At 73.4% G+C, this 17,152-nt stretch carries 19 protein-coding genes; 8 read left to right on the top strand and 11 right to left on the bottom strand.

Annotated elements, in window-relative coordinates; all coding sequences use genetic code 11:
• Positions 1 to 12 precede the first annotated feature (12 nt).
• From hemE to ABJI51_RS00990, 4 genes are read left to right on the top strand one after another with little or no spacing between them, the layout of a single operon-like run.
• Entirely contained in the window at positions 13 to 1,083 is a 1,071-nt protein-coding gene (hemE, locus tag ABJI51_RS00975) for a uroporphyrinogen decarboxylase (protein WP_348946927.1), read from the top strand.
• Positions 1,080 to 2,480 carry a protoporphyrinogen oxidase gene (gene hemG / locus ABJI51_RS00980; protein WP_348946928.1) on the top strand — a complete coding sequence of 467 codons (1,401 nt, stop codon included), beginning with the start codon at positions 1,080 to 1,082 and terminating at the stop codon, positions 2,478 to 2,480. Before hemE ends, hemG begins: the two co-directional genes overlap by 4 nt.
• Positions 2,481 to 2,536: 56 nt before the next feature.
• Positions 2,537 to 3,229: a hydrogen peroxide-dependent heme synthase gene (gene hemQ / locus ABJI51_RS00985; protein WP_348946929.1), complete on the top strand. Its 693-nt coding sequence runs from the start codon at positions 2,537 to 2,539 to the stop codon at positions 3,227 to 3,229.
• Complete coding sequence (locus ABJI51_RS00990) at positions 3,229 to 4,569, top strand: CoA transferase (protein WP_348946930.1); 1,341 nt, start codon at positions 3,229 to 3,231, stop codon at positions 4,567 to 4,569. Before hemQ ends, ABJI51_RS00990 begins: the two co-directional genes overlap by 1 nt.
• A gap of 1 nt (position 4,570) precedes the next feature.
• On the opposite strand, the gene ABJI51_RS00995 is transcribed toward ABJI51_RS00990, so the two are convergent.
• From ABJI51_RS00995 to ABJI51_RS01030, 8 genes are all read right to left on the bottom strand, one after another.
• Positions 4,571 to 4,912: an SCO6045 C-terminal-like domain-containing protein gene (locus tag ABJI51_RS00995; protein ID WP_348946931.1), complete on the bottom strand. Its 342-nt coding sequence runs from the start codon at positions 4,910 to 4,912 to the stop codon at positions 4,571 to 4,573.
• Positions 4,909 to 5,709: an MbnB/TglH/ChrH family RiPP precursor modification enzyme gene (locus ABJI51_RS01000; RefSeq protein ID WP_348946932.1), complete on the bottom strand. Its 801-nt coding sequence runs from the start codon at positions 5,707 to 5,709 to the stop codon at positions 4,909 to 4,911. The genes ABJI51_RS00995 and ABJI51_RS01000 overlap by 4 nt, the downstream gene beginning before the upstream one ends.
• A complete protein-coding gene (locus tag ABJI51_RS01005; RefSeq protein WP_348946933.1) occupies positions 5,702 to 6,613 on the bottom strand; it encodes a TIGR04222 domain-containing membrane protein in 912 nt (303 codons plus the stop codon). Before ABJI51_RS01005 ends, ABJI51_RS01000 begins: the two co-directional genes overlap by 8 nt.
• Positions 6,614 to 6,679: 66 nt before the next feature.
• A complete protein-coding gene (locus ABJI51_RS01010; RefSeq protein WP_348946934.1) occupies positions 6,680 to 7,579 on the bottom strand; it encodes a TIGR04222 domain-containing membrane protein in 900 nt (299 codons plus the stop codon).
• A 74-nt stretch (positions 7,580 to 7,653) separates the two neighbouring features.
• Positions 7,654 to 8,076: a peptide-methionine (R)-S-oxide reductase MsrB gene (gene msrB / locus ABJI51_RS01015; protein ID WP_348946935.1), complete on the bottom strand. Its 423-nt coding sequence runs from the start codon at positions 8,074 to 8,076 to the stop codon at positions 7,654 to 7,656.
• Positions 8,077 to 8,095: 19 nt separating this feature from the next.
• Entirely contained in the window at positions 8,096 to 8,401 is a 306-nt protein-coding gene (locus ABJI51_RS01020) for a hypothetical protein (RefSeq protein WP_348946936.1), read from the bottom strand.
• Between the two features lie 53 nt (positions 8,402 to 8,454).
• Positions 8,455 to 10,107: a serine/threonine-protein kinase gene (locus ABJI51_RS01025; RefSeq protein WP_348947651.1), complete on the bottom strand. Its 1,653-nt coding sequence runs from the start codon at positions 10,105 to 10,107 to the stop codon at positions 8,455 to 8,457.
• A 118-nt stretch (positions 10,108 to 10,225) separates the two neighbouring features.
• Positions 10,226 to 10,888 carry a TVP38/TMEM64 family protein gene (locus ABJI51_RS01030; RefSeq protein ID WP_348946937.1) on the bottom strand — a complete coding sequence of 221 codons (663 nt, stop codon included), beginning with the start codon at positions 10,886 to 10,888 and terminating at the stop codon, positions 10,226 to 10,228.
• A gap of 76 nt (positions 10,889 to 10,964) precedes the next feature.
• Here ABJI51_RS01030 and ABJI51_RS01035 point away from each other — a divergent pair, with 76 nt between their 5' ends.
• The 4 genes from ABJI51_RS01035 to ABJI51_RS01050 all read left to right on the top strand — a co-directional run bounded on the left by ABJI51_RS01035 (position 10,965) and on the right by ABJI51_RS01050 (position 14,294).
• Complete coding sequence (locus tag ABJI51_RS01035) at positions 10,965 to 11,981, top strand: DNA polymerase domain-containing protein (protein WP_348946938.1); 1,017 nt, start codon at positions 10,965 to 10,967, stop codon at positions 11,979 to 11,981.
• A 474-nt stretch (positions 11,982 to 12,455) separates the two neighbouring features.
• Positions 12,456 to 12,848, top strand: a complete 393-nt coding sequence (locus tag ABJI51_RS01040; RefSeq protein ID WP_348946939.1) for a DUF6221 family protein — start codon at positions 12,456 to 12,458, stop codon at positions 12,846 to 12,848.
• A gap of 48 nt (positions 12,849 to 12,896) precedes the next feature.
• Complete coding sequence (locus tag ABJI51_RS01045; protein WP_348946940.1) at positions 12,897 to 13,877, top strand: MsnO8 family LLM class oxidoreductase; 981 nt, start codon at positions 12,897 to 12,899, stop codon at positions 13,875 to 13,877.
• A 198-nt stretch (positions 13,878 to 14,075) separates the two neighbouring features.
• Positions 14,076 to 14,294 carry a S1 RNA-binding domain-containing protein gene (locus ABJI51_RS01050; protein ID WP_348946941.1) on the top strand — a complete coding sequence of 73 codons (219 nt, stop codon included), beginning with the start codon at positions 14,076 to 14,078 and terminating at the stop codon, positions 14,292 to 14,294.
• Here the strand turns inward: ABJI51_RS01050 and ABJI51_RS01055 are convergent.
• From ABJI51_RS01055 to ABJI51_RS01065, 3 genes are read right to left on the bottom strand one after another with little or no spacing between them, the layout of a single operon-like run.
• On the bottom strand, positions 14,275 to 14,823 hold the full coding sequence (locus tag ABJI51_RS01055) for an AAA family ATPase (RefSeq protein WP_348946942.1): 549 nt from the start codon (positions 14,821 to 14,823) through the stop codon (positions 14,275 to 14,277). The two genes, ABJI51_RS01050 and ABJI51_RS01055, sit on opposite strands and share 20 nt — an antisense overlap.
• A complete protein-coding gene (locus ABJI51_RS01060; RefSeq protein ID WP_348946943.1) occupies positions 14,820 to 15,476 on the bottom strand; it encodes a maleylpyruvate isomerase N-terminal domain-containing protein in 657 nt (218 codons plus the stop codon). Before ABJI51_RS01060 ends, ABJI51_RS01055 begins: the two co-directional genes overlap by 4 nt.
• 18 nt (positions 15,477 to 15,494) lie before the next feature.
• On the bottom strand, positions 15,495 to 17,048 hold the full coding sequence (locus ABJI51_RS01065; protein WP_348946944.1) for a PucR family transcriptional regulator: 1,554 nt from the start codon (positions 17,046 to 17,048) through the stop codon (positions 15,495 to 15,497).
• Positions 17,049 to 17,152 lie beyond the last annotated feature (104 nt).

Genomic DNA, 17,152 nt, shown 5'->3' on the forward strand with positions numbered 1-17,152 from the left:
CGATTGACGGCGATGTCGCACACCACGCCCCTGCCGCGCCCGGCCGCTCCGGCCGCCCGCCGCGAGCTGCCCGAATCCCCGTTCCTGGCTGCCGCGCGCGGCGACCGCCCGGCCCGCACGCCCGTCTGGTTCATGCGCCAGGCGGGGCGGTCGCTGCCCGAGTACCGGGCGCTGCGCGAGGGCGTGCCGATGCTCGACGCCTGCTTCGACCCCGAGATGCTCGCCGAGATCACGCTGCAGCCGGTCCGCCGTCACGGCGTCGACGCGGCCATCCTCTTCAGCGACATCGTGGTCCCGCTCAAGGCCGCCGGCGTCGACATCGACATCGTGCCCGGCACCGGCCCGGTGGCCGCCGCGCCGGTGCGTGACCTCGCCGCGGTGAAAGCGCTGCCCGAGCTGGAAATCGACCAGGTCGCGAAGGTCGCCGACGGCGTCCGGCTGCTCGTCGAGCGGCTCGGCGGCACGGCGCTCATCGGCTTCGCCGGGGCGCCCTTCACCCTGGCCAGCTACCTCATCGAGGGTGGGCCGAGCCGCAACCACGAGCACACCAAGGCGCTGATGCACTCCGAGCCGGCGCTGTGGCACGAGCTGGCCGGGCGGCTGGCCGACGTCGCGCTGACGTTCCTGCGTGCCCAGCTGGAGGCCGGGGTCGACGCGATCCAGCTGTTCGACTCCTGGGCCGGTGCCCTGTCCGAACGCGACTACCGCGAGTTCGTCCTGCCGCACTCGGCGAAGGTCCTCGCGGGCGTGGCGGAGTACGGCGTGCCGCGGATCCACTTCGGCGTCGGCACCGGCGAGCTGCTGGCCGCGATGCGGGACGCGGGCGCCGACGTCGTCGGCGTCGACTGGCGGATCCCGCTCGACGAAGCCGTCCGGCGCCTCGGCGGCCGGGCGGTCGTGCAGGGCAACCTCGACCCGGCGCTGCTGCACGCGTCGTGGCCGGTGCTCGAAGCCGAGGTCCGGCGCATCGTCGAGGAGGGCCGCGCGGCCGACGGCCACATCTTCAACCTCGGCCACGGCGTGCTGCCGGGCGTCGACCCGGACGTGCTGACCCGCGTCGTCGGCCTGGTGCACGAGCTGTGACGCGGGTCGCGGTCGTCGGCGGCGGCATCTCCGGGCTGACCGCGGCCTACCGGCTGCGGCGGCTGCTCGGCCCCGACGCCGAGATCGTCGTGTTCGAGAAGACCAAGACGCCGGGCGGGAAGCTGCGCACGGCCGAGCTGGCAGGCGTGCCCTACGACGTCGGCGCCGAGGCGTTCCTCGTCCGCCGTCCCGAGATGCTCGCGCTGGTCCGCGAGCTGGGCTTGGACGTCGTCCACCCGACGAAGGCCCGCGCGAAGATCCACGCCGGCGGCACGGTCACCGGCCTGCCGCCGGGCACGGTGATGGGCGTGCCGGCGTCGCCGGAGTCGGTGGCCGGGGTGCTGTCGGAGGCCGGGCGCCGGGCGGTTGAGGCCGAGCCGTCGCTGCCGCCGCTGCGGCTACCGGGCGGCGACGTGCCGCTGGGCCCGCTGCTGCGCGAACGCTTCGGCGACGAGCTGGTCGACCGGCTGGTCGATCCGCTGCTCGGCGGCGTCTACGCGGGCGGGGCGGACGGTCTCGGCCTGCGGGCCACCATGCCGGGCCTGGCGTCGGCGCTGGCCGCGGGCGCGGGGTCGCTGACCGCGGCCGCCGCGGCCCAGCTGCCCGCGAACCCCTCGACGGCGCCGGTCTTCGGCACCGTCCCCGGCGGGCTGGGCACCGTCGTCGACCGGCTCACCGAACTGTCCGGCGCCCAGCTGCGGACCGGGCTGCCGGTCTGCGAGCTGACCCGGCACGGCACCGGCTGGCGGCTGCGCGTCGGCGCGCCGGCGGCCCCGGACGAGCCGCTGGGCAACACGGTCGACGCGGACGCGGTCGTGCTCGCGGTCCCCGCCCCCTCGGCGCGGCGGCTGCTGGCCGACCTGGCGCCGTCGGCTTCGGCGGCGTTCGGCGAGGTCGAGCTGGCTTCGATGGCCGTCGTCGCGCTGGCCCTGCCGCCGGGCACCCAGCTGCCCGACGCGTCGGGCATCCTGATCGGCCAGGGCGAGCGCGACTCCGCGGGCAAGCCGTACGCGTCGAAGGCGTTCACGTTCTCGTCGCGGAAGTGGGCCCACCTCGGCACCGGCCCGGTGCTGGTCCGCGGCTCGGTCGGGCGCTTCGGCGAGCCGGGCGCCCTGCGGGCCGACGACGTCGAGCTGGTCCGCGTGGTCCGCGACGACCTCGCCCGCCTGACCGGCGTGACGGCGGCACCGGTGGAGACACTGGTGACCCGCTGGGGCGGCGGGCTGCCGCAGTACGGTGCCGGGCATCTCGAGCGCGTCGAACGGATCGAGAAGGCAGTGGCGGAAGTGCCGGGGCTGGCGATCGCGGGCGCGACGCTGCACGGCGTCGGCCTGCCCGCGTGCGTGGCGACCGCCGAGGCGGCGGCGCAGCGGATCGCGGCCCAGCTCACCGCGTGAGTGCGCTCACCCGACCCGTGCAGGCGCCCGCGCCGCCGCGGTGACAGGATGGACTCATGGCGCGGGTCAACTTCAACGAGCTCAACGACACCATCCGCTACACCACCTGGTCGGTCTTCCGGATCGAGCCCGGCAGGCTGGGCGAGGACCGCGGGACCGCGGGCCGGGAGACGGCGGAGTACCTCGACGGCCTGGAGGCCAAGGGCGTCGTCGTCCGCGGTGTCTACGACCTCTCCGCGCTGCGCGCCGACGCCGACTTCATGATCTGGTGGCACGCCGAGGAGATCGAGCAGGTCCAGGCCGCCTACGCCGGGTTCCGGCGGACGCCGCTGGGCCGCGCGTCGACGCCGGTCTGGAGCCAGACCGCGCTGCACCGGCCCGCCGAGTTCAACAAGAGCCACATCCCCGCCTTCCTGGCCGGGGAAGAGCCGCGCAAGTACGTCTGCGTCTACCCGTTCGTGCGGTCCTACGAGTGGTATCTGCTGCCGGACGCCGAGCGCCGCAAGATGCTCGCCGACCACGGCAAGGAAGCCCGTGACTACCCGGACGTGCGCGCCAACACGGTCGCGTCGTTCGCCCTCGGCGACTACGAGTGGATCCTCGCCTTCGAGGCCGACGAGCTGCACCGGATCGTCGACCTGATGCGCCACCTGCGTGCCACCGAGGCGCGCCGCCACGTGCGCGAGGAGATCCCGTTCTACACCGGCACCCGCGTGCCGCCCGCCGAGCTCGTCGCGGCTCTGCCGTAGTGCGCGAGGTAGTGGAGGGCGTCTGGGACGCCCTGACCGGTTCTTCGCCGGGATCCTTCGAACTGACCGGCACCGAGGACGTGCTGCCCGGCCCGTACCGGGTGGCGGCGGCCGCTTCCGCGACGATCGCGGCGGCGACCCTGGCGGCCGGGGAGATGCTGAAGGTCCGCGGGATCGAGCCCGGCGTCGTCACGGCGGACACGCGGCACGCGGCGGCGGCCTTCCACAGCGAACAGCTGCTGCGGGTCGACGGCGTGGGCGCGGAATCGGTCTGGGCGCCGCTGTCGGGCAACTACCGCACGGCCGACGGCTGGATCCGGCTGCACTGCAACTACCCGTGGCACGAAGCCGCGGTGTGCTGGGGCCTCGGCGTGCCCGGCAGTCGCGACGCGGTCGCGAAGGCGGTCGCCGGGCGCAGCGCCCGGGAGGTCGAGCACGCCGTCGTCACCGCCGGGGGAGCGGCGGCCGAGCTGCGTTCGCCCGAGGCGTGGGCCGCCCATCCCCAGGGCGAGGCGGTGGCCGGGCTGCCGCTGGTGGACCTGACGCCGATCGGCGAGGCACCGAAGCGGACGTTGTTCTACTCGGACCGTCCGCTGGGCGGGGTCCGGGTGCTGGAGCTGACGCACGTGCTCGCCGGTCCGGTGGCCGGCCGGGTCCTGGCGGCGCACGGCGCGGACGTGCTGCACATCGGGGCGGCGCACCTGCCCCGCGTGGAAGCACTGGTGCGCGACACCGGGCAGGGCAAGCGATCGGCGTTCGTGGCCCTCGACACCGAGGGCGGCCGCGCGCGGCTGAAGAAGCTGATCAGCCGGGCCGACGTGCTGCTGCAGTCGTTCCGCCCGGGCGCGCTGGAGCGCATCGGCTTCGGGGCGGAGGAGCTGGCCCAGCTGAGGCCGGGACTGGTGATCGCGGACCTGAGCGCGTACGGCTGGGAAGGCCCGTGGGCGCGGCGCCGTGGTTTCGACAGCCTGGTCCAGATGGCGAACGGCATGGCGTGGGGCGAGGAAGAGCCGTCGCCGCTCCCGGTCCAGGCACTGGACCACGGAACGGGCTGGCTGGCGGCGGCGGCGATCATGACGGCCCTGCACCGCCAGGTGACCGACGGCGGGACATGGCGGGTCCGCCTGTCACTGGCGGGCACGGCCCACTGGCTGGATTCCCTGGGGTGCAAGGATCCCGCGGCGTCCGAAGTGGACTACACCGACCTGCTGGAGGACGCGGAGAGCGGCTACGGCAGGCTGACGCGGGTGCGCATGCCGGGTGGTCTGCCGGGCGCACCGCCGCACTGGGACTTCGGAACCCGGCTGCCGGGAGTCGACAAACCGACCTGGAACCCCTGAGTCAGGTCTGCCGCCGGAGCCGGGACAGCAGGCCCCGCTTCGGTTTCGGCAGATGCCCTTGTTCGATCAGCCAGGTCACGAAGGCGTCGGCGTAGGCGCCCGACCGCTCGGCCGCCTTCTTGGGCCGTGCGGACGCGAACTCCGTGAACAGCGGCCCGTACCGCTCGCCGAGTGCCTCCGCCAGCTCGGGTCGCTGGTAGGCCAGCACCCGCCCGTGCTTGCGGCGCAGGACGTTCGCCTCGACCCGCAGCCGCGAAGGGTCGAAGCCGCGCGGGGCCGGGCCGCCGGCCAGCAGGGCGTGCAGCAGTTCCGCCTGCTGGCGGGCCAGGTCGTCGCGGCTCACGCTGTCACCGCCGCGCGTAGGGCCGCCAGCTCGGCCGCCAGTTCCGCGTCGCTCGGGTAGTCGTCGTCGCGCTCCAGCAGTACTCCCGGTGGGTCCGTGCGGCGGCGGAGCTCCGTCAGCAGGGCCAGCACCTCCGGCAGCACCGGGTGCGCGTGCGTGTCGTGGTAGACGCCGTCGCGCTCGATGCCGCCCGCCATGTGCACGTACGCCAGGCGCTCCCACGGGATCCCGTCGAGGAACGCCTGCGGGTCCGTGCCGATGTTGCGGGCGTTGGCGTACAGGTTCGCGACGTCGACGATCAGCAGGCAGCCGGTCCGGTCGGTCAGCTCGGTGAGGAACTGCTCCTCGGTCAGCTCCGCGTCCGGCCACTCCAGCACCGCGGCGATGTTCTCCAGCGCCAGCGGGACGTCCACAATGGACTGGGCCAGCCGGACGTTCGCCACCAGCACGTCGAGGGCCTCGCGGGTACGGGGCAGCGGCATCAGGTGTCCCGAGTCGAGCCCGCCCGCGCGCACGAAGCACACGTGGTCGCTCACCAGCGGCGCGTCCACCGCGCGCGCGATCTCCGCCAGGTGCTGGACGCGCCCGGTGTCCAGCGGCTCGGCACCGCCCAGCGACAGCGAGACCGCGTGCGGCAGCACCGGCAGGCCGCGCCGCCGCAGCGCCAGCAGTGTCTCCGGGAGGTGGTCGGCGTGCAGGTTCTCGGCCACGACCTCGACCCAGTCGACGCCCGGGAGCCGCGCGATGGACAGGTCGAGCTCGTGCCGCCAGCCGATCCCGATGCCGAGTTCACCCACCGCAGCCCCCGCCACCGCACGACGAACCACACGAAGAGCCGCTGCTGCACGACGAACTGGAGCACGACGACCCGCTGCTGCAGGACGACCCCGACGACCCACCGCCACCGGACGAGACGACCGGCGGGGCCAGCGCCGCGCTCAGCTCCTCGTCCGGGTACATCGCCCAGCCGCCCAGTGCCACCGCGGCCGCGGCGCCGCCGAGCAGCACGCCGCCGGCCAGCGCACCCGCCGGGACCGGGCCGGACGCCGCCGCGCGCACCTGGCCGAGCACGCGGTGCCCCGCGGCCGACGGCTGCCGCGTCCCGGACTTGCGAAGCCGGACCGCGGCCAGCACCGTCAGCAGGGCCGCGACCGCCACCAGGAACACCAGGATCCCGACCGGGCGGTGCCGCTCGATGCCGTTGACCAGCCGCACGACCCCCAGCGCCAGCACGGCCGCCTGCAGGAGCAGACCGAACAGCCGGGCCTGCCGCTTCGCCGTCACCGACGCCAGGAGCCCGCGGGCGTCCAGGCTGTCCTCCAGCGCCCGCATCGCCGCCGACCCGCGGACCTGCGCCCGGATCGCCGTCGTCGTCCTCAGCTGCGCGGCTTCGGTGACCGCCCGCTCCAGCGGCTCGGCCGGGATCGTCCCGGTCCCGCTGATCTGCTGGTAGCTGTTCACGCGCAGCTGCCCGCGCTCGACCAGCGCCGCGATCGCCGCGTCGACCGCCCGGTCCGGCCCGCCCGCCAGGTAGGCGAGCTGGTACACCGTCGGCGGCAGGCCCGGCTGCGCGGGATCGGCCCGCCGGGCGCGGGCGCCGGCGATCCCGGACAGCACGACCCGGACCAGCAGGACCGCGCCGAGCAGCACGATGTAGAGGACCACGAAATCCGGTCCGGAGATGCCCCACGGGTCGCCCATCGCCCGTCTCCCCTCAGTGAGTTGCGGTTACCGTAGCTGTGAGACGTGGTGGCTCGCGTCGGCGTTTCAACCGCCGCAGCCTCCGCCGCCACCCCCGCCGCCGCCTCCGCACGAGCTGCCGCCGCCACCGCAGGAGCTGCCCCCGCCGGTGAAGCCGCCGAAGGCCGCGCCGCCGCTGCCGGCCCAGCCCGGCCGGGGACGGCGGGACACCTGCGCGGCCGCGCGGGTCTGCGCCCGGCCGACGGCCAGCCGGACGTCCTTGTCGGGGTGGGCGACGAAGCCGCCGGAGGCGACGGCACCGGCCGGGCCGGCGGTGAGCATCCGGGAACGGCGTGCTTCCGCCGCGGCCGCCCGCCCGGCAGCCGTGGTCCTGACCGGCGGCCGGTTGGCGGCGCCGACGGTGGCGGCGATGGCCGCGACGGTGTTCAGCACCAGCAGAAGGATGAGATAGCCGACCGGGTGCCCGGTCGCCGTGCCGGCGACGAGCCGGAGCACGCCGACGACCGCCAGCGCCCAGTAGGCGGTCGCCGCGAACACCCAGGTCAAGCGGAGCGCGCGGACGTCGGTGAGCAGGCCGCGGGCGACCAGGCCGTCCTCCAGCGCGGTCACCGCCGGGTGCTGCCGCACCTCGGCGCGCACCCCGTCGACCGAGGCGCCGGTCCGGCCGACGCGCACAAGCGCGGCGCGGCCGAGTTCGTCCGGCGCGGTGCCGCCGGCAGGGTGCAGCCGTCCGCCGCTGTCGATGCGGACGTTCTGCCGGTCCAGCAGCCGCGCGGCGACGAACTCGCCGAGCCGGTCGCGCCCGCCGGTCAGCAGGGCGAGTTCTTCCGGGGATTCCGGCGCGCCGCCGGAGGTCCCGCGGGCCAGCCGCTTGGCGCGCAGCACCGCCAGCGCCGCCGTGAGCAGCAGGAAGCCCAGGTAGAGGCCCGCGAATACCGGTCCGGGGATGCCCCAGGTGTCGGTCATGAGTCCGCCCTCCCTCGTCCGTGTGCGGAGACTACGTTCGAGGAAGGGCGGCCGGTTGCTCCCTTAAGGAGGATTTAGGACTGCGGTACCAGTTTGAGCGAGATCGAGTTGATGCAGTACCGCTGGTCGGTCGGGGTCGGGTAGCCCTCGCCCTCGAAGACGTGCCCGAGGTGGCTGTGGCAGGAGGCGCAGAGCACCTCGATCCGCTTCATGCCCATGGACCGGTCTTCGCGCAGCAGCACGGCGTCGGAATCGGCGGGGTCGTAGAACGACGGCCACCCGCAGTGGCTGTCGAACTTCGTGTCGCTGCGGAACAGCTCGGCACCGCAGGCGCGGCACTCGTAGACGCCGGTGGTCTTGGTGTCGGTGTACTCACCGGTGAACGGCCGTTCGGTGCCCGCCTGGCGGAGCACGGCGTACTCGTCGGGACTGAGCTGCGCCCGCCATTCCTGCTCGGACTTCACGACGCGCGGGGTCGCGCCGACAACGGGTTTCATACCTTTCACCCGATCCACGTTACGCCGCGAGCCAGGCGAGGGCGTGCACCACGATGTCCCATGCGGTCACGATCACGCCGAGCACGATGAGCACGACGACGAGGGCGGCAACCCAGTACCGCAGGCCACCGAGCCGGTTGCTGGAGTCGGCGAAGTCGGCCACACCGTCGAGGGCGGCCTCGATGGTGAAGTTCGGACCGCACCGTTCGATGCGGTCGAGGTGCTCGGCGAACGCGCGCGCCTCCGGGTCGTACGGGTCCAGGCCGACCAGGTCCTCGTGGAAGCGAGGATGCTGGCCCGGCAGCGAAGCTCCGTCGTCGGCCATACCTCCACGGTAGGCCATCGGAGCCGCTCAGCCCACCAGCGGCGCGTTAAGTCTCACTGCCCGACGTCGGCCTGTCCCTTGGTCTGGGCATCGATGAGCAGCTGGCCACCGGAGTTCACGATCCGGAACGAGTGCTGTTCTTCGTGGTCGGGGAAGACCACCGTGGCGGTGATGGTCACCGAGCCGTCGTCGTTGAACGCACCGCTCGCGCGCTTGGCGCTGACCGACTTGAACTTGCTCCAGTATTCGTTGAACGCTTCCTGGCTGCCGTAGACCTGCTGGGCCGCAGGCGTGAGCATCGCCCAAGAAGCCGCCGCCCCTTCGGGGAAGCTGTAGAACGCGATGACTCGCAGTCCGGCGGGGGTGAAGTCGATCTTGCCCGAAGTCGGTGCCTTGCCCAGCTCGGCGGGCACGGCCGAGGTGCTCGGGCTGTTCGTCTTGGACGACGACTGGCCCATGGTCGGCTGGTTGCCAGGCGACTGCGCGTTCGTGGTGCCGCCCGTTCCGCCGCCGCCGGAGTTGAGGACCAGGAACACGATCACCGCGACCACCACGACCGCCGCGCCTGCTCCGGCGAACAGGGCGAACTTGCGCTTGGTGTCCGGCTTTGCCGTGTTCGTCGAGTACTGGGGCGCCCTGGCCGTCGGGGCGGCCGCGGGCATCGGTCTGGGCGGGGTGTTCGGCGGGGCCGCCGGGGAGCGCATCGGCATGAACGCCGCCGTCGGGCGGGGCGGCTCCGAAGGGGCCTTGTTCGCCGGGACCGGTGTCCCCACCGGGGGTGACGACGGTGCCGGGGAGTCCGTGCGCTGCCACGGCGGGCGCTCGCCGCCGTCCGCGGGGGCCGCCGGCTTGCGGCCCGCGCCGCCGGACAGCAGGGGCGGGGACGCCGTCATGCCGCCGGGCTCGGTCCTGGCCAGTGCCGCCAGCCGCTCGCGGGCCTCGGCCATGCTCGGGCGCTCGCCCGGCTCGCTGCGCAGCAGGCTCATCAGCAGCGCCGTGGCCGCGCCCGCCTGGACCGGCGGGTTGATCTGGCCGTTCGCCGCCGCGTACAGCAGCGCGAGCTGGTTGGTCGTGTTGCCGTACGGCGTCGTGCCCTCGATCGCCTGGTAGAGGGTCGCGCCGAGAGCGAAGACGTCGGAGCTGGGCACCGGGTCGGCGCCGCGGGCCAGTTCCGGCGCCAGGTAGGCGGGCGTGCCGCCGATCAGGCCGGTGGCCGTCAGCGTCATGTCGCCCGCCGCGCGCGAGATGCCGAAGTCGGTGATCTTCGCGGTGCCGGTCTTGTCGATCAGGATGTTGCCCGGCTTGACGTCGCGGTGGACGATCCCGGCGCGATGGGCGGCCACCAGCGCGGACGCCACCTGCTCGCCGATCCGGGCCACCCGCCCGAGCGGCAGCGTGCCCTCCTCGGCGAGGATCGTCGAGAGGCTGGGGCCGTCGAGGTACTCCATCACCAGGCACGGGTCGCCGTTGTGCTCGGCGATGTCGAACACCACGATCGCGTTCGGGTGCTGGAAACGGGCCGCGTTCTTCGCCTCGCGCATGGCGCGCTGGCGCATGTTGTCGCGTTCGGTCTCGGAGACACCCGGTTGCGGGAGGATCTGCTTGATCGCGACGGTGCGTTCGAGGCGCACGTCGGTCGCGCGCCACACCACTCCCATGGCACCGCTACCAATGTGCTCGACGAGGCGGTAGTGCCCCGCGATCAGCTGACCGGTGTCGATGGCGACTGCTCCTGACGAAATTCCCGGTGATGGTGGCCCTGCTCAGCGCGTTTCCGCTTCGCGCACCCGATCGAGTGTAGCGGTCGGCCGCGTGCTCTTCGCGTCAGCCAGCCGGTCCGGCAGGCTCCGCTTCGGCCGGTGCCCGCTTCTTGAACACCGTGACCAGCCCGATCGCCCCGGCCAGCGCGAACACCGCGTAACAGGCGAGCAGCGCGGGCGGCGTGTTGCCGGTCAGCGCGTCGCCGAGGACGACCACCGCGACCGTACCGGGCACGCTGCCGAGCAGGGTACCGGCCAGGTACGGGCCCAGCCGGACCGACGACACGCCGCAGAGATAGCTGAACGGCGCGAACGGTACCACCGGGATCAGGCGCAGCGAGGTGATCGCGAGCGTCCCGCCGCCGGCGAGCCGGTCGTTGACCGTCCGGACGGCCGACCGGTGCAGGTGCCGGGTGACCAGGTCCCGCCCGAGCAGCCGGGCCAGCCCGAAGGACAGTCCCGCGGCGATCGTGGTGGCGACCAGGCCGATCGCGATCCCGGCGGCGGTGCCGACGAGCAGGCCGGCGGCCAGGTTGAACACGGTCCGCGGAATCGGCGCCACGGTGAGCAGCGAATAGGCGACGAGCAGGACCAGCGGCGTGGCGGGGCCGGTGGCGGCGGCCCAGGCCCGCAGGTCGGCAGGCCCGGGGATCGGCAGCAGCACCGCGGCCGCCGCGAAGACGGCGAGCACGGCGAGCGCGACGATCAGTTTGCTGCGGCCGGACACTTGTTCGAGCCTACAGGCGTCACTTTCACGTGAAAGTGACGCCTCGGGGTGCCCCGCGCACCGCTAGCGTGGCGGCATGCCCAAGCACGGAGATCCGGTCGAGTACGAGGTGGGCGGGCGCACGGTCCGCGTCTCCAGCCCGGACAAGGTGTACTTCCCGCAGCGTGGCATCACGAAGCGGCAGGTCGTGGAGCACTACATCACCGTCGGCGGGCCGCTGCTGCGCGCGGTCGGTGAGCGGCCGACCACGCTGAAGCGCTACGTCGACGGCGTCGAGGGCGAATGGTTCTACGCCAAGCGCGTCCCGAAGGGCGCTCCGGAGTGGGTCGAGACGGCCGAGATCACGTTCCCGTCGGGCCGGAAGGCCGCCGAGGTGTGCCCGACCGAGCCTGCGGTGTTCGCCTGGGCGGCCAACCTGGGCACGTTCGACTTCCACCCGTGGCCGGTCCGCCGCCCGGACGTCGACCACCCGGACGAGCTGCGCATCGACGTCGACCCGCCGGACCGCGCGGGCTTCGCCGACGCGGTCGAGGTGGCGCTGGTCGTCCGCGACGTGCTGGCCGACGCGGGCCTGACGGGCTACCCCAAGACGTCCGGCGGGCGCGGGGTGCACGTGCTGGTACGCATCCGGCCGGAGTGGGACTTCGTGGCGGTCCGCCACGCGGTGATCGCCCTCGGCCGCGAGGTGGCGCGCCGCATCCCGGACAAGGCGACAATCGCCTGGTGGAAGGAGGAACGCGGCGGCCGCGTGTTCCTCGACTACAACCAGGCGGCCCGCGACCGGACGGTGGCGTCGAGCTGGTCGGTCCGCGGCACCCCGCGCGCAACGGTGTCGACCCCCCTGACGTGGGACCTCCTGCCGGAGGTGGACGCGGACGACTTCGACGTGCTGACGATCCCTTCGTTCCTCGCCGAGCACGGCGACCTCCACGCCCCGATGGACGCCGAGCCGTTCGGCCTGGAGACGGCACTGGAGTGGTACGCCCGCGACGAGCGGGACCACGGGCTGGGGGAGCTGCCGTACCCGCCGGACTACCCGAAGATGCCGGGGGAGCCGAAGCGGGTCCAGCCGAGCAAGGCCCGCCCGGACTGACCGTCACGGCTTGCGGCAGCTGACTGCGGTGACGGTCGCCTTGGGCATGCACCCGCCGAGCCGAAGCGCTGCTTGGACACCACGGCGGCCAGGGCCGGGAGGACGGCGAGAACGCCGACGACCCAAGGCCATTTCCTGCGGCTGGGCCGCGGCGCATCCGGGAGAACGTACGGCACCTGCGGGCCGGGTGCGGCCGCACCGCCGCGCGTTACGCACCGGCACGAACCGTAACCATCGCCACAGCGTGCCGCCCGTCACCGAATCTGCTCGGGAAATCCGGGAAATCGATCGTGGCAAATGGACCAACCGGAACCGCCTGTGATCGTGCGGACGCCCGCTGTCGCCTTTCGGGTCACAAATGTTGCACGGCCGCGTTCGATGTCACGATCTTGGTTGGTGACGGCGTAACGTGCGGTCCCGGATCGACGACACCCCGGGCACGGCCGGGAGCGGGTTCGAGGAGGGAGGTCCTTCGTGGACGACCTGATCGCATTCCTTGCCGCGCGCGTGGGCGCGCGGCAGGCGTTGATCATGCAGGCCGTCAACAAGGCGAAGGCCGGCGAGCCGATGAACCGCGGGGAGACGAAGGTTCTCGTCGAGCAGCGGATCCGCGGGCTGTCCGATCTCGAGCTCGACGTGGTCAACCAGATGATCAACGAAGTCGAGGCCACCCGGCGCATCCTGCTCGCCCACCGCACCACGGTGTCGGAGAAGGTCCCCGGTTTTCCGCTCTACGGCAGCGAATACTGGTGTGAGACCTGCCACGTGCCCGCCGACGAGGCCGGCTCCAACTGGTGCCTCACGCTGCGCCTGCTGGCCCTGCCCTACGCCGACCACCCGGAGTACAGCGAACGCTGGCGTCCCTGACGGGAATCTCCGTCCGCGCCGGGCGTTGCACCGCGTGTGAAGTTCTCCGTGCTCGATCGCTCGCCCGTCCGGCGGGACGGCGGGGCCGCGCGGGCGCTGCGGGACACCGTGGCCTTCGCCGCCGACGTCGAACGGCTGGGCTACCACCGGTTCTGGGTGTCCGAACACCACAGCGTGCCCGGGATCGCCGGCTCCGCGCCGACCGTGCTGGCCGCCGCCGTCGCCGGGGCGACGGCGCGCATCCGCGTCGGCACCGGCGGGGTGATGCTGCCGAACCACCGGCCGATGGTCGTCGCCGAGCAGTTCGGTGTCCTGGAAGCGCTTCACCCCGGCCGGATCGACATGGGACTCGGCCGGTCGGTCGGGTTCACCGCGGGCGTCCGCGCCGCACTGGGACAGGGCAGGGAAGCCGCCGCCGACTTCGGCGCGCAGGTGCGTGAACTGCTCGGGTTCTTCACCGGGGAACACGCTTACCGTGGCGTGCACGCCCAGCCGGCCGAAGGGCTGCGCGTGTCGCCGTTCCTGCTGGCTACCGGGTCCGGCGCCGACCTGGCCGCGGAACTGGGGCTGCCGCTGGTGATCGCGCCGGTGCGCGGGCGGCAGGCGCTCGTCGAAGCCGTGACGCGCTACCGCGAAGGATTCCGGCCGTCGGAGTGGGCGCGCGAGCCGTATGTCGTGGTGTCGACGGCGATCGCGGTGGCGGACTCGGCGGCGGACGCGCGGCGGCTGCTGGTGCCGGAGGCGTGGGCGACGGTGTATTCGCGCTCCCACGGCGTTTTCCCGCCACTCGCGCCGCCCGCGGAGATCCTCGCCCTGCCGATGACCGACCGCGAGCGTCAGAGGCTGGAGGAAACCCTGGACGGCCAGATCTGGGGAACGCCCGCGGAGGTGGCGGACCGCCTGGGCGGTTTGGTCACGGCCGCGGCCGCCGACGAAGTCCTTGTCACGACGGCCACCTATGACCAGTCCGCGCGCCTCGATTCCTTCGCCGCGCTTGCCGAGCTGGCGGGTCTGCGCATTTCCGCGTGATTTCGTTTCCCGATATCGGGATATCGCGTCGAAATGTTTCCGGTGGTAAAATTGCCGCTGTGACTGCCGGGTCGGCCTCGAGCCGTGAGCAGACGGGTTTCCCGGCTGTGCCGTGACCTCCGGGCGGGCCCGTGGCCCGCCGCTTTCCCCGCGTTCTCGCTCCGGAATCGGAACGTGCGCGGGAAGGAGGTGAATCGCATGTCCCCCTGGTCGGAGTTCGTCACGGCCCACGCCGAAGGCGGAGTGCTCGACGGCGTCGTGGCCCGTGTGCTGCCGTTCGGCGCGTTCGTCGAGGTCGCGGACGGAATCGAGGGTCTACTGGTGACCAACCCGGTGCCGGCAGCCGGAACGCGGCTGCCGGTCCGCATCGAGTCCATCGACGTCGAGCGGCGCCGGTTCAGCCTGGTGAAGGCCTAGCCGGAAACGGTTGGGGCAGGGCGCCCTGCCCCAACCGCGCGGCGATCTCCGTGGCCACCTCGGCCGGGGACTTCGCCGTCGTGTCCACGAACATCGCCGAGCGGCGCAGCCACGGCAGGGCTTCGGCGTAGCGCTCGAGGTGGTCGAGCCGCCACTGGCGAGCCTGCGTGTCGGCGGAGTCCTCGATGCGGCGGCGCAGCTCGGCCGGCTCCGCGTGCAGCACGAAGTGCGCGACCGGGACGCCGCGTCCGGCGAGCCCGCCGAAGATTTCCCGCGCATACGCCTCGACGAGGAGCGTCTGCGGGACGACGAGCGGGCCCGCGTGCTCGTGCACCCGCGCGGTGTTCTCCACGACCAGCGGCCGCCACAGCGGCAGGTGCTGGAAGTCGCCCGCCGGCTCGGGGAACGCCGTGCGCAGCAGGTAGCCGACGAACTCCGTGTCGAACGTGCGGGCGCCGAGCAGCGCGGCCAGTTCGCGCGCGGTCGTCGTCTTGCCCGCGCCGAACGTCCCGTTGAGCCAGGCGATCACCCGAGCACGAACGGCAACCGTGCCGCCAGGGCGCCCAGCTCCGCCTTCTCCGCCTCCGTCGGCTCCCGCCGTCCGGTCGCCACCAGCAGCACGTCCGTGTCCGAGAACGATGCCGGGAACTTCTCTCCCGCGATCTTCTCCAGCATCGACCGGGTCCGCGCCAGGCCCTCCGGCGGGGGTGGCTCGGCCGCGGGGAGGTGGGCCACCAGGTCCAGGTGGTGCAACGTCCACTCCAGCACGTACGCCGACAGGTAGTCGCCCGCTGTGAGGACCATTTCCTGGGTCGAGACCCGCAGGCCCGGGTCCGCCAGGTCCGCCGCCCGGCCTGCCGCCGAGCCCACGTCGTCGAGGTGGAACTTCAGCAGTGCCGGGTCCTCGTACGCCGCCGCCAGGCGGACGATCAGTGCGTCCAGCGGGTCTTCGCCCGTCGGCGGGGTGGAACCGACCGACCAGTACGACACCGCGTCGTGGGTCGGCTCGGCTTCCGCCGGCGTCACCAGCGTGATCAGCACGTCCTGTGCGTCGATCACCAGGTGGCACACCAGGTCCCGGACCAGCCAGCCGCGGCAGCCGGACGGTTGCCCGAATGCCTCATCCGGAAGATTGGCGACTGCGGCGCGCAACGCCGCCCACGTGCGCGAGAAGAGATCCACCGGCCGAAGCTAGCAGGATCACAACCGCAGCTGCAGCTGAGTTAACAGCCGCTGGGCCGGGTCCCGGAAGTCCACTCCGGACATTTCCGCCGCGCGCCGGACGCGGTAGCGGACCGTGTTCGGGTGGAGGTTCAGCGCCTGGGCCGCTGCACGGACGTCGCCGAACGCGTCGAGCCACGCCAGGACCGCCGGGACCAGGATGCCGCCGTGGGCCGCGTCGTGCTCGGCCAGTGCCGTCAGACGCGGGTCGCGGATGCGGGGCCGGTCGCCCAGGAACGCCAGCACCTCCGACAGCAGCACCTCCGCGCGGACGTCGGCCAGCGACGCGACGTCGGCGGCCCAGTTCCCGCGGGCCATCGCCGCCAGGACGCGGTCGGCGTCGCCGCGGGAGGCCGCCGCCTCCGACAGGCGGGGCACCACGCCGCCGAGGGCCGCGCGGACCGGGACGTCCAGGTGACGGCGGGCCGTGGCCGTGATCTCGCGGGCCAGCGCCAGCACCGCCGCGTCCGAATGCTCGGGCAGGTCCGGCAGCAGCGCGTACACGCGGCCGCCGATCACGCTCACCAGCGCGCTGCGCCGGTAGGCCGCCGTGTGCACGGCGATCAGGTGTACCAGCTCCGCACGCCTCAGCTGCCGGTTGTCCGAACGCTCCAAGGAAAACGCCAGGACCTGCGCCGGGCGTGCCGGGTCGGCGCCGATGTCGTCGGCAACGGACTCCGCGTCCAGCCGGCCTTCCAGCAGGCTCGCCAGGAGGTCTTCGCGCAGGCGCAGCTCCGGGCTCGGCAGCGTGCGGGCGCGGATCAGCTGCGGCGCGAGCGTGCGGCTCGCGCCGAGCAGCGCCAGCTCGGCCCGTTCGGTCAGCGGCTGGGCACCCTCCTGGACCCAGATCGTGCCGAGCGGCTGCTTGCCCGCGTGGATGCCCGCCGCGATGCGCCGCCGGATGCCCAGCTCCGGGCGCTCGTCGATGCGGACGATCCCCTCGCCGGCGCGCAGCCGCTGGTAGACGCCCCATTCGCGGAGCATCGCGAGGTAGCGTTCCGGGCCTTCGCGGCCGAGGATCGACAGCCGCCGCAGCTCGTCGACCTCGTCGCCCGCCCGCGAGTACGCGAGCACGCGGTTGGCCGTGTCCTCGATGCTGACCAGGCCGCCGGTGAGCGTCGCGATCGTCTGGGCCAGCGCGAACAGGTCGCCGAGCACCTCGCCGCTGGCCGCCTCGCCGCCCGCGCGCGCCGCCTCGACGACCCCGCGGGCCAGCGACTCGACCTGCTCCCAGCGCGCCTCGGCGCCGACGGTCAGCAGTGCGACGCCCGCGTCGGCGGCGACGTCGGCGCCCGTCGCGCCCTTGACCGCCACCGCGGCCGCCCCGCCGCGCCCGGCCGCGCGGATCGCCGGGGCCGCCGCCCGGCCACGCGCGCCGATCACCAGCACCAGGTCGCCGGGGGAGGCCTCCAGCGGGTCCTCGGGATCGAGGATCACGACGTCGGTGACCGGGACGCCCAGACCGTGCGGCGCCACGACGACCTCGACGAGCGGCTCGCCGAGGGTGGCCAGCACGTGCCGCAGCGACGTCACCGCGGGGTTGTCCGGACCGACAAGATCATGCGGGCGATTTTAGCCGATCGGACAAGCCGCCGGAGTGTGTCCGGAGTTACCGTTCGGGGCATCCAGACGTACGT

This window comes from Amycolatopsis melonis, assembly GCF_040064235.1.
Classification (GTDB): Bacteria; Actinomycetota; Actinomycetes; order Mycobacteriales; family Pseudonocardiaceae; genus Amycolatopsis; species Amycolatopsis melonis.

Bases quoted from the DNA above. Each gene is read 5' to 3' on its own strand.
- hemQ (WP_348946929.1), top strand. From the start codon at position 2,537: ATGGCGCGGGTCAACTTCAACGAGCTCAACGACACCATCCGCTACACC.
- ABJI51_RS01020 (WP_348946936.1), bottom strand. From the start codon at position 8,401: ATGGCCGACGACGGAGCTTCGCTGCCGGGCCAGCATCCTCGCTTCCAC.
- hemE (WP_348946927.1), top strand. From the start codon at position 13: ATGTCGCACACCACGCCCCTGCCGCGCCCGGCCGCTCCGGCCGCCCGC.
- ABJI51_RS01035 (WP_348946938.1), top strand. From the start codon at position 10,965: ATGCCCAAGCACGGAGATCCGGTCGAGTACGAGGTGGGCGGGCGCACG.
- ABJI51_RS01010 (WP_348946934.1), bottom strand. From the start codon at position 7,579: ATGACCGACACCTGGGGCATCCCCGGACCGGTATTCGCGGGCCTCTAC.
- ABJI51_RS01050 (WP_348946941.1), top strand. From the start codon at position 14,076: ATGTCCCCCTGGTCGGAGTTCGTCACGGCCCACGCCGAAGGCGGAGTG.
- ABJI51_RS01005 (WP_348946933.1), bottom strand. From the start codon at position 6,613: ATGGGCGACCCGTGGGGCATCTCCGGACCGGATTTCGTGGTCCTCTAC.
- msrB (WP_348946935.1), bottom strand. From the start codon at position 8,076: ATGAAACCCGTTGTCGGCGCGACCCCGCGCGTCGTGAAGTCCGAGCAG.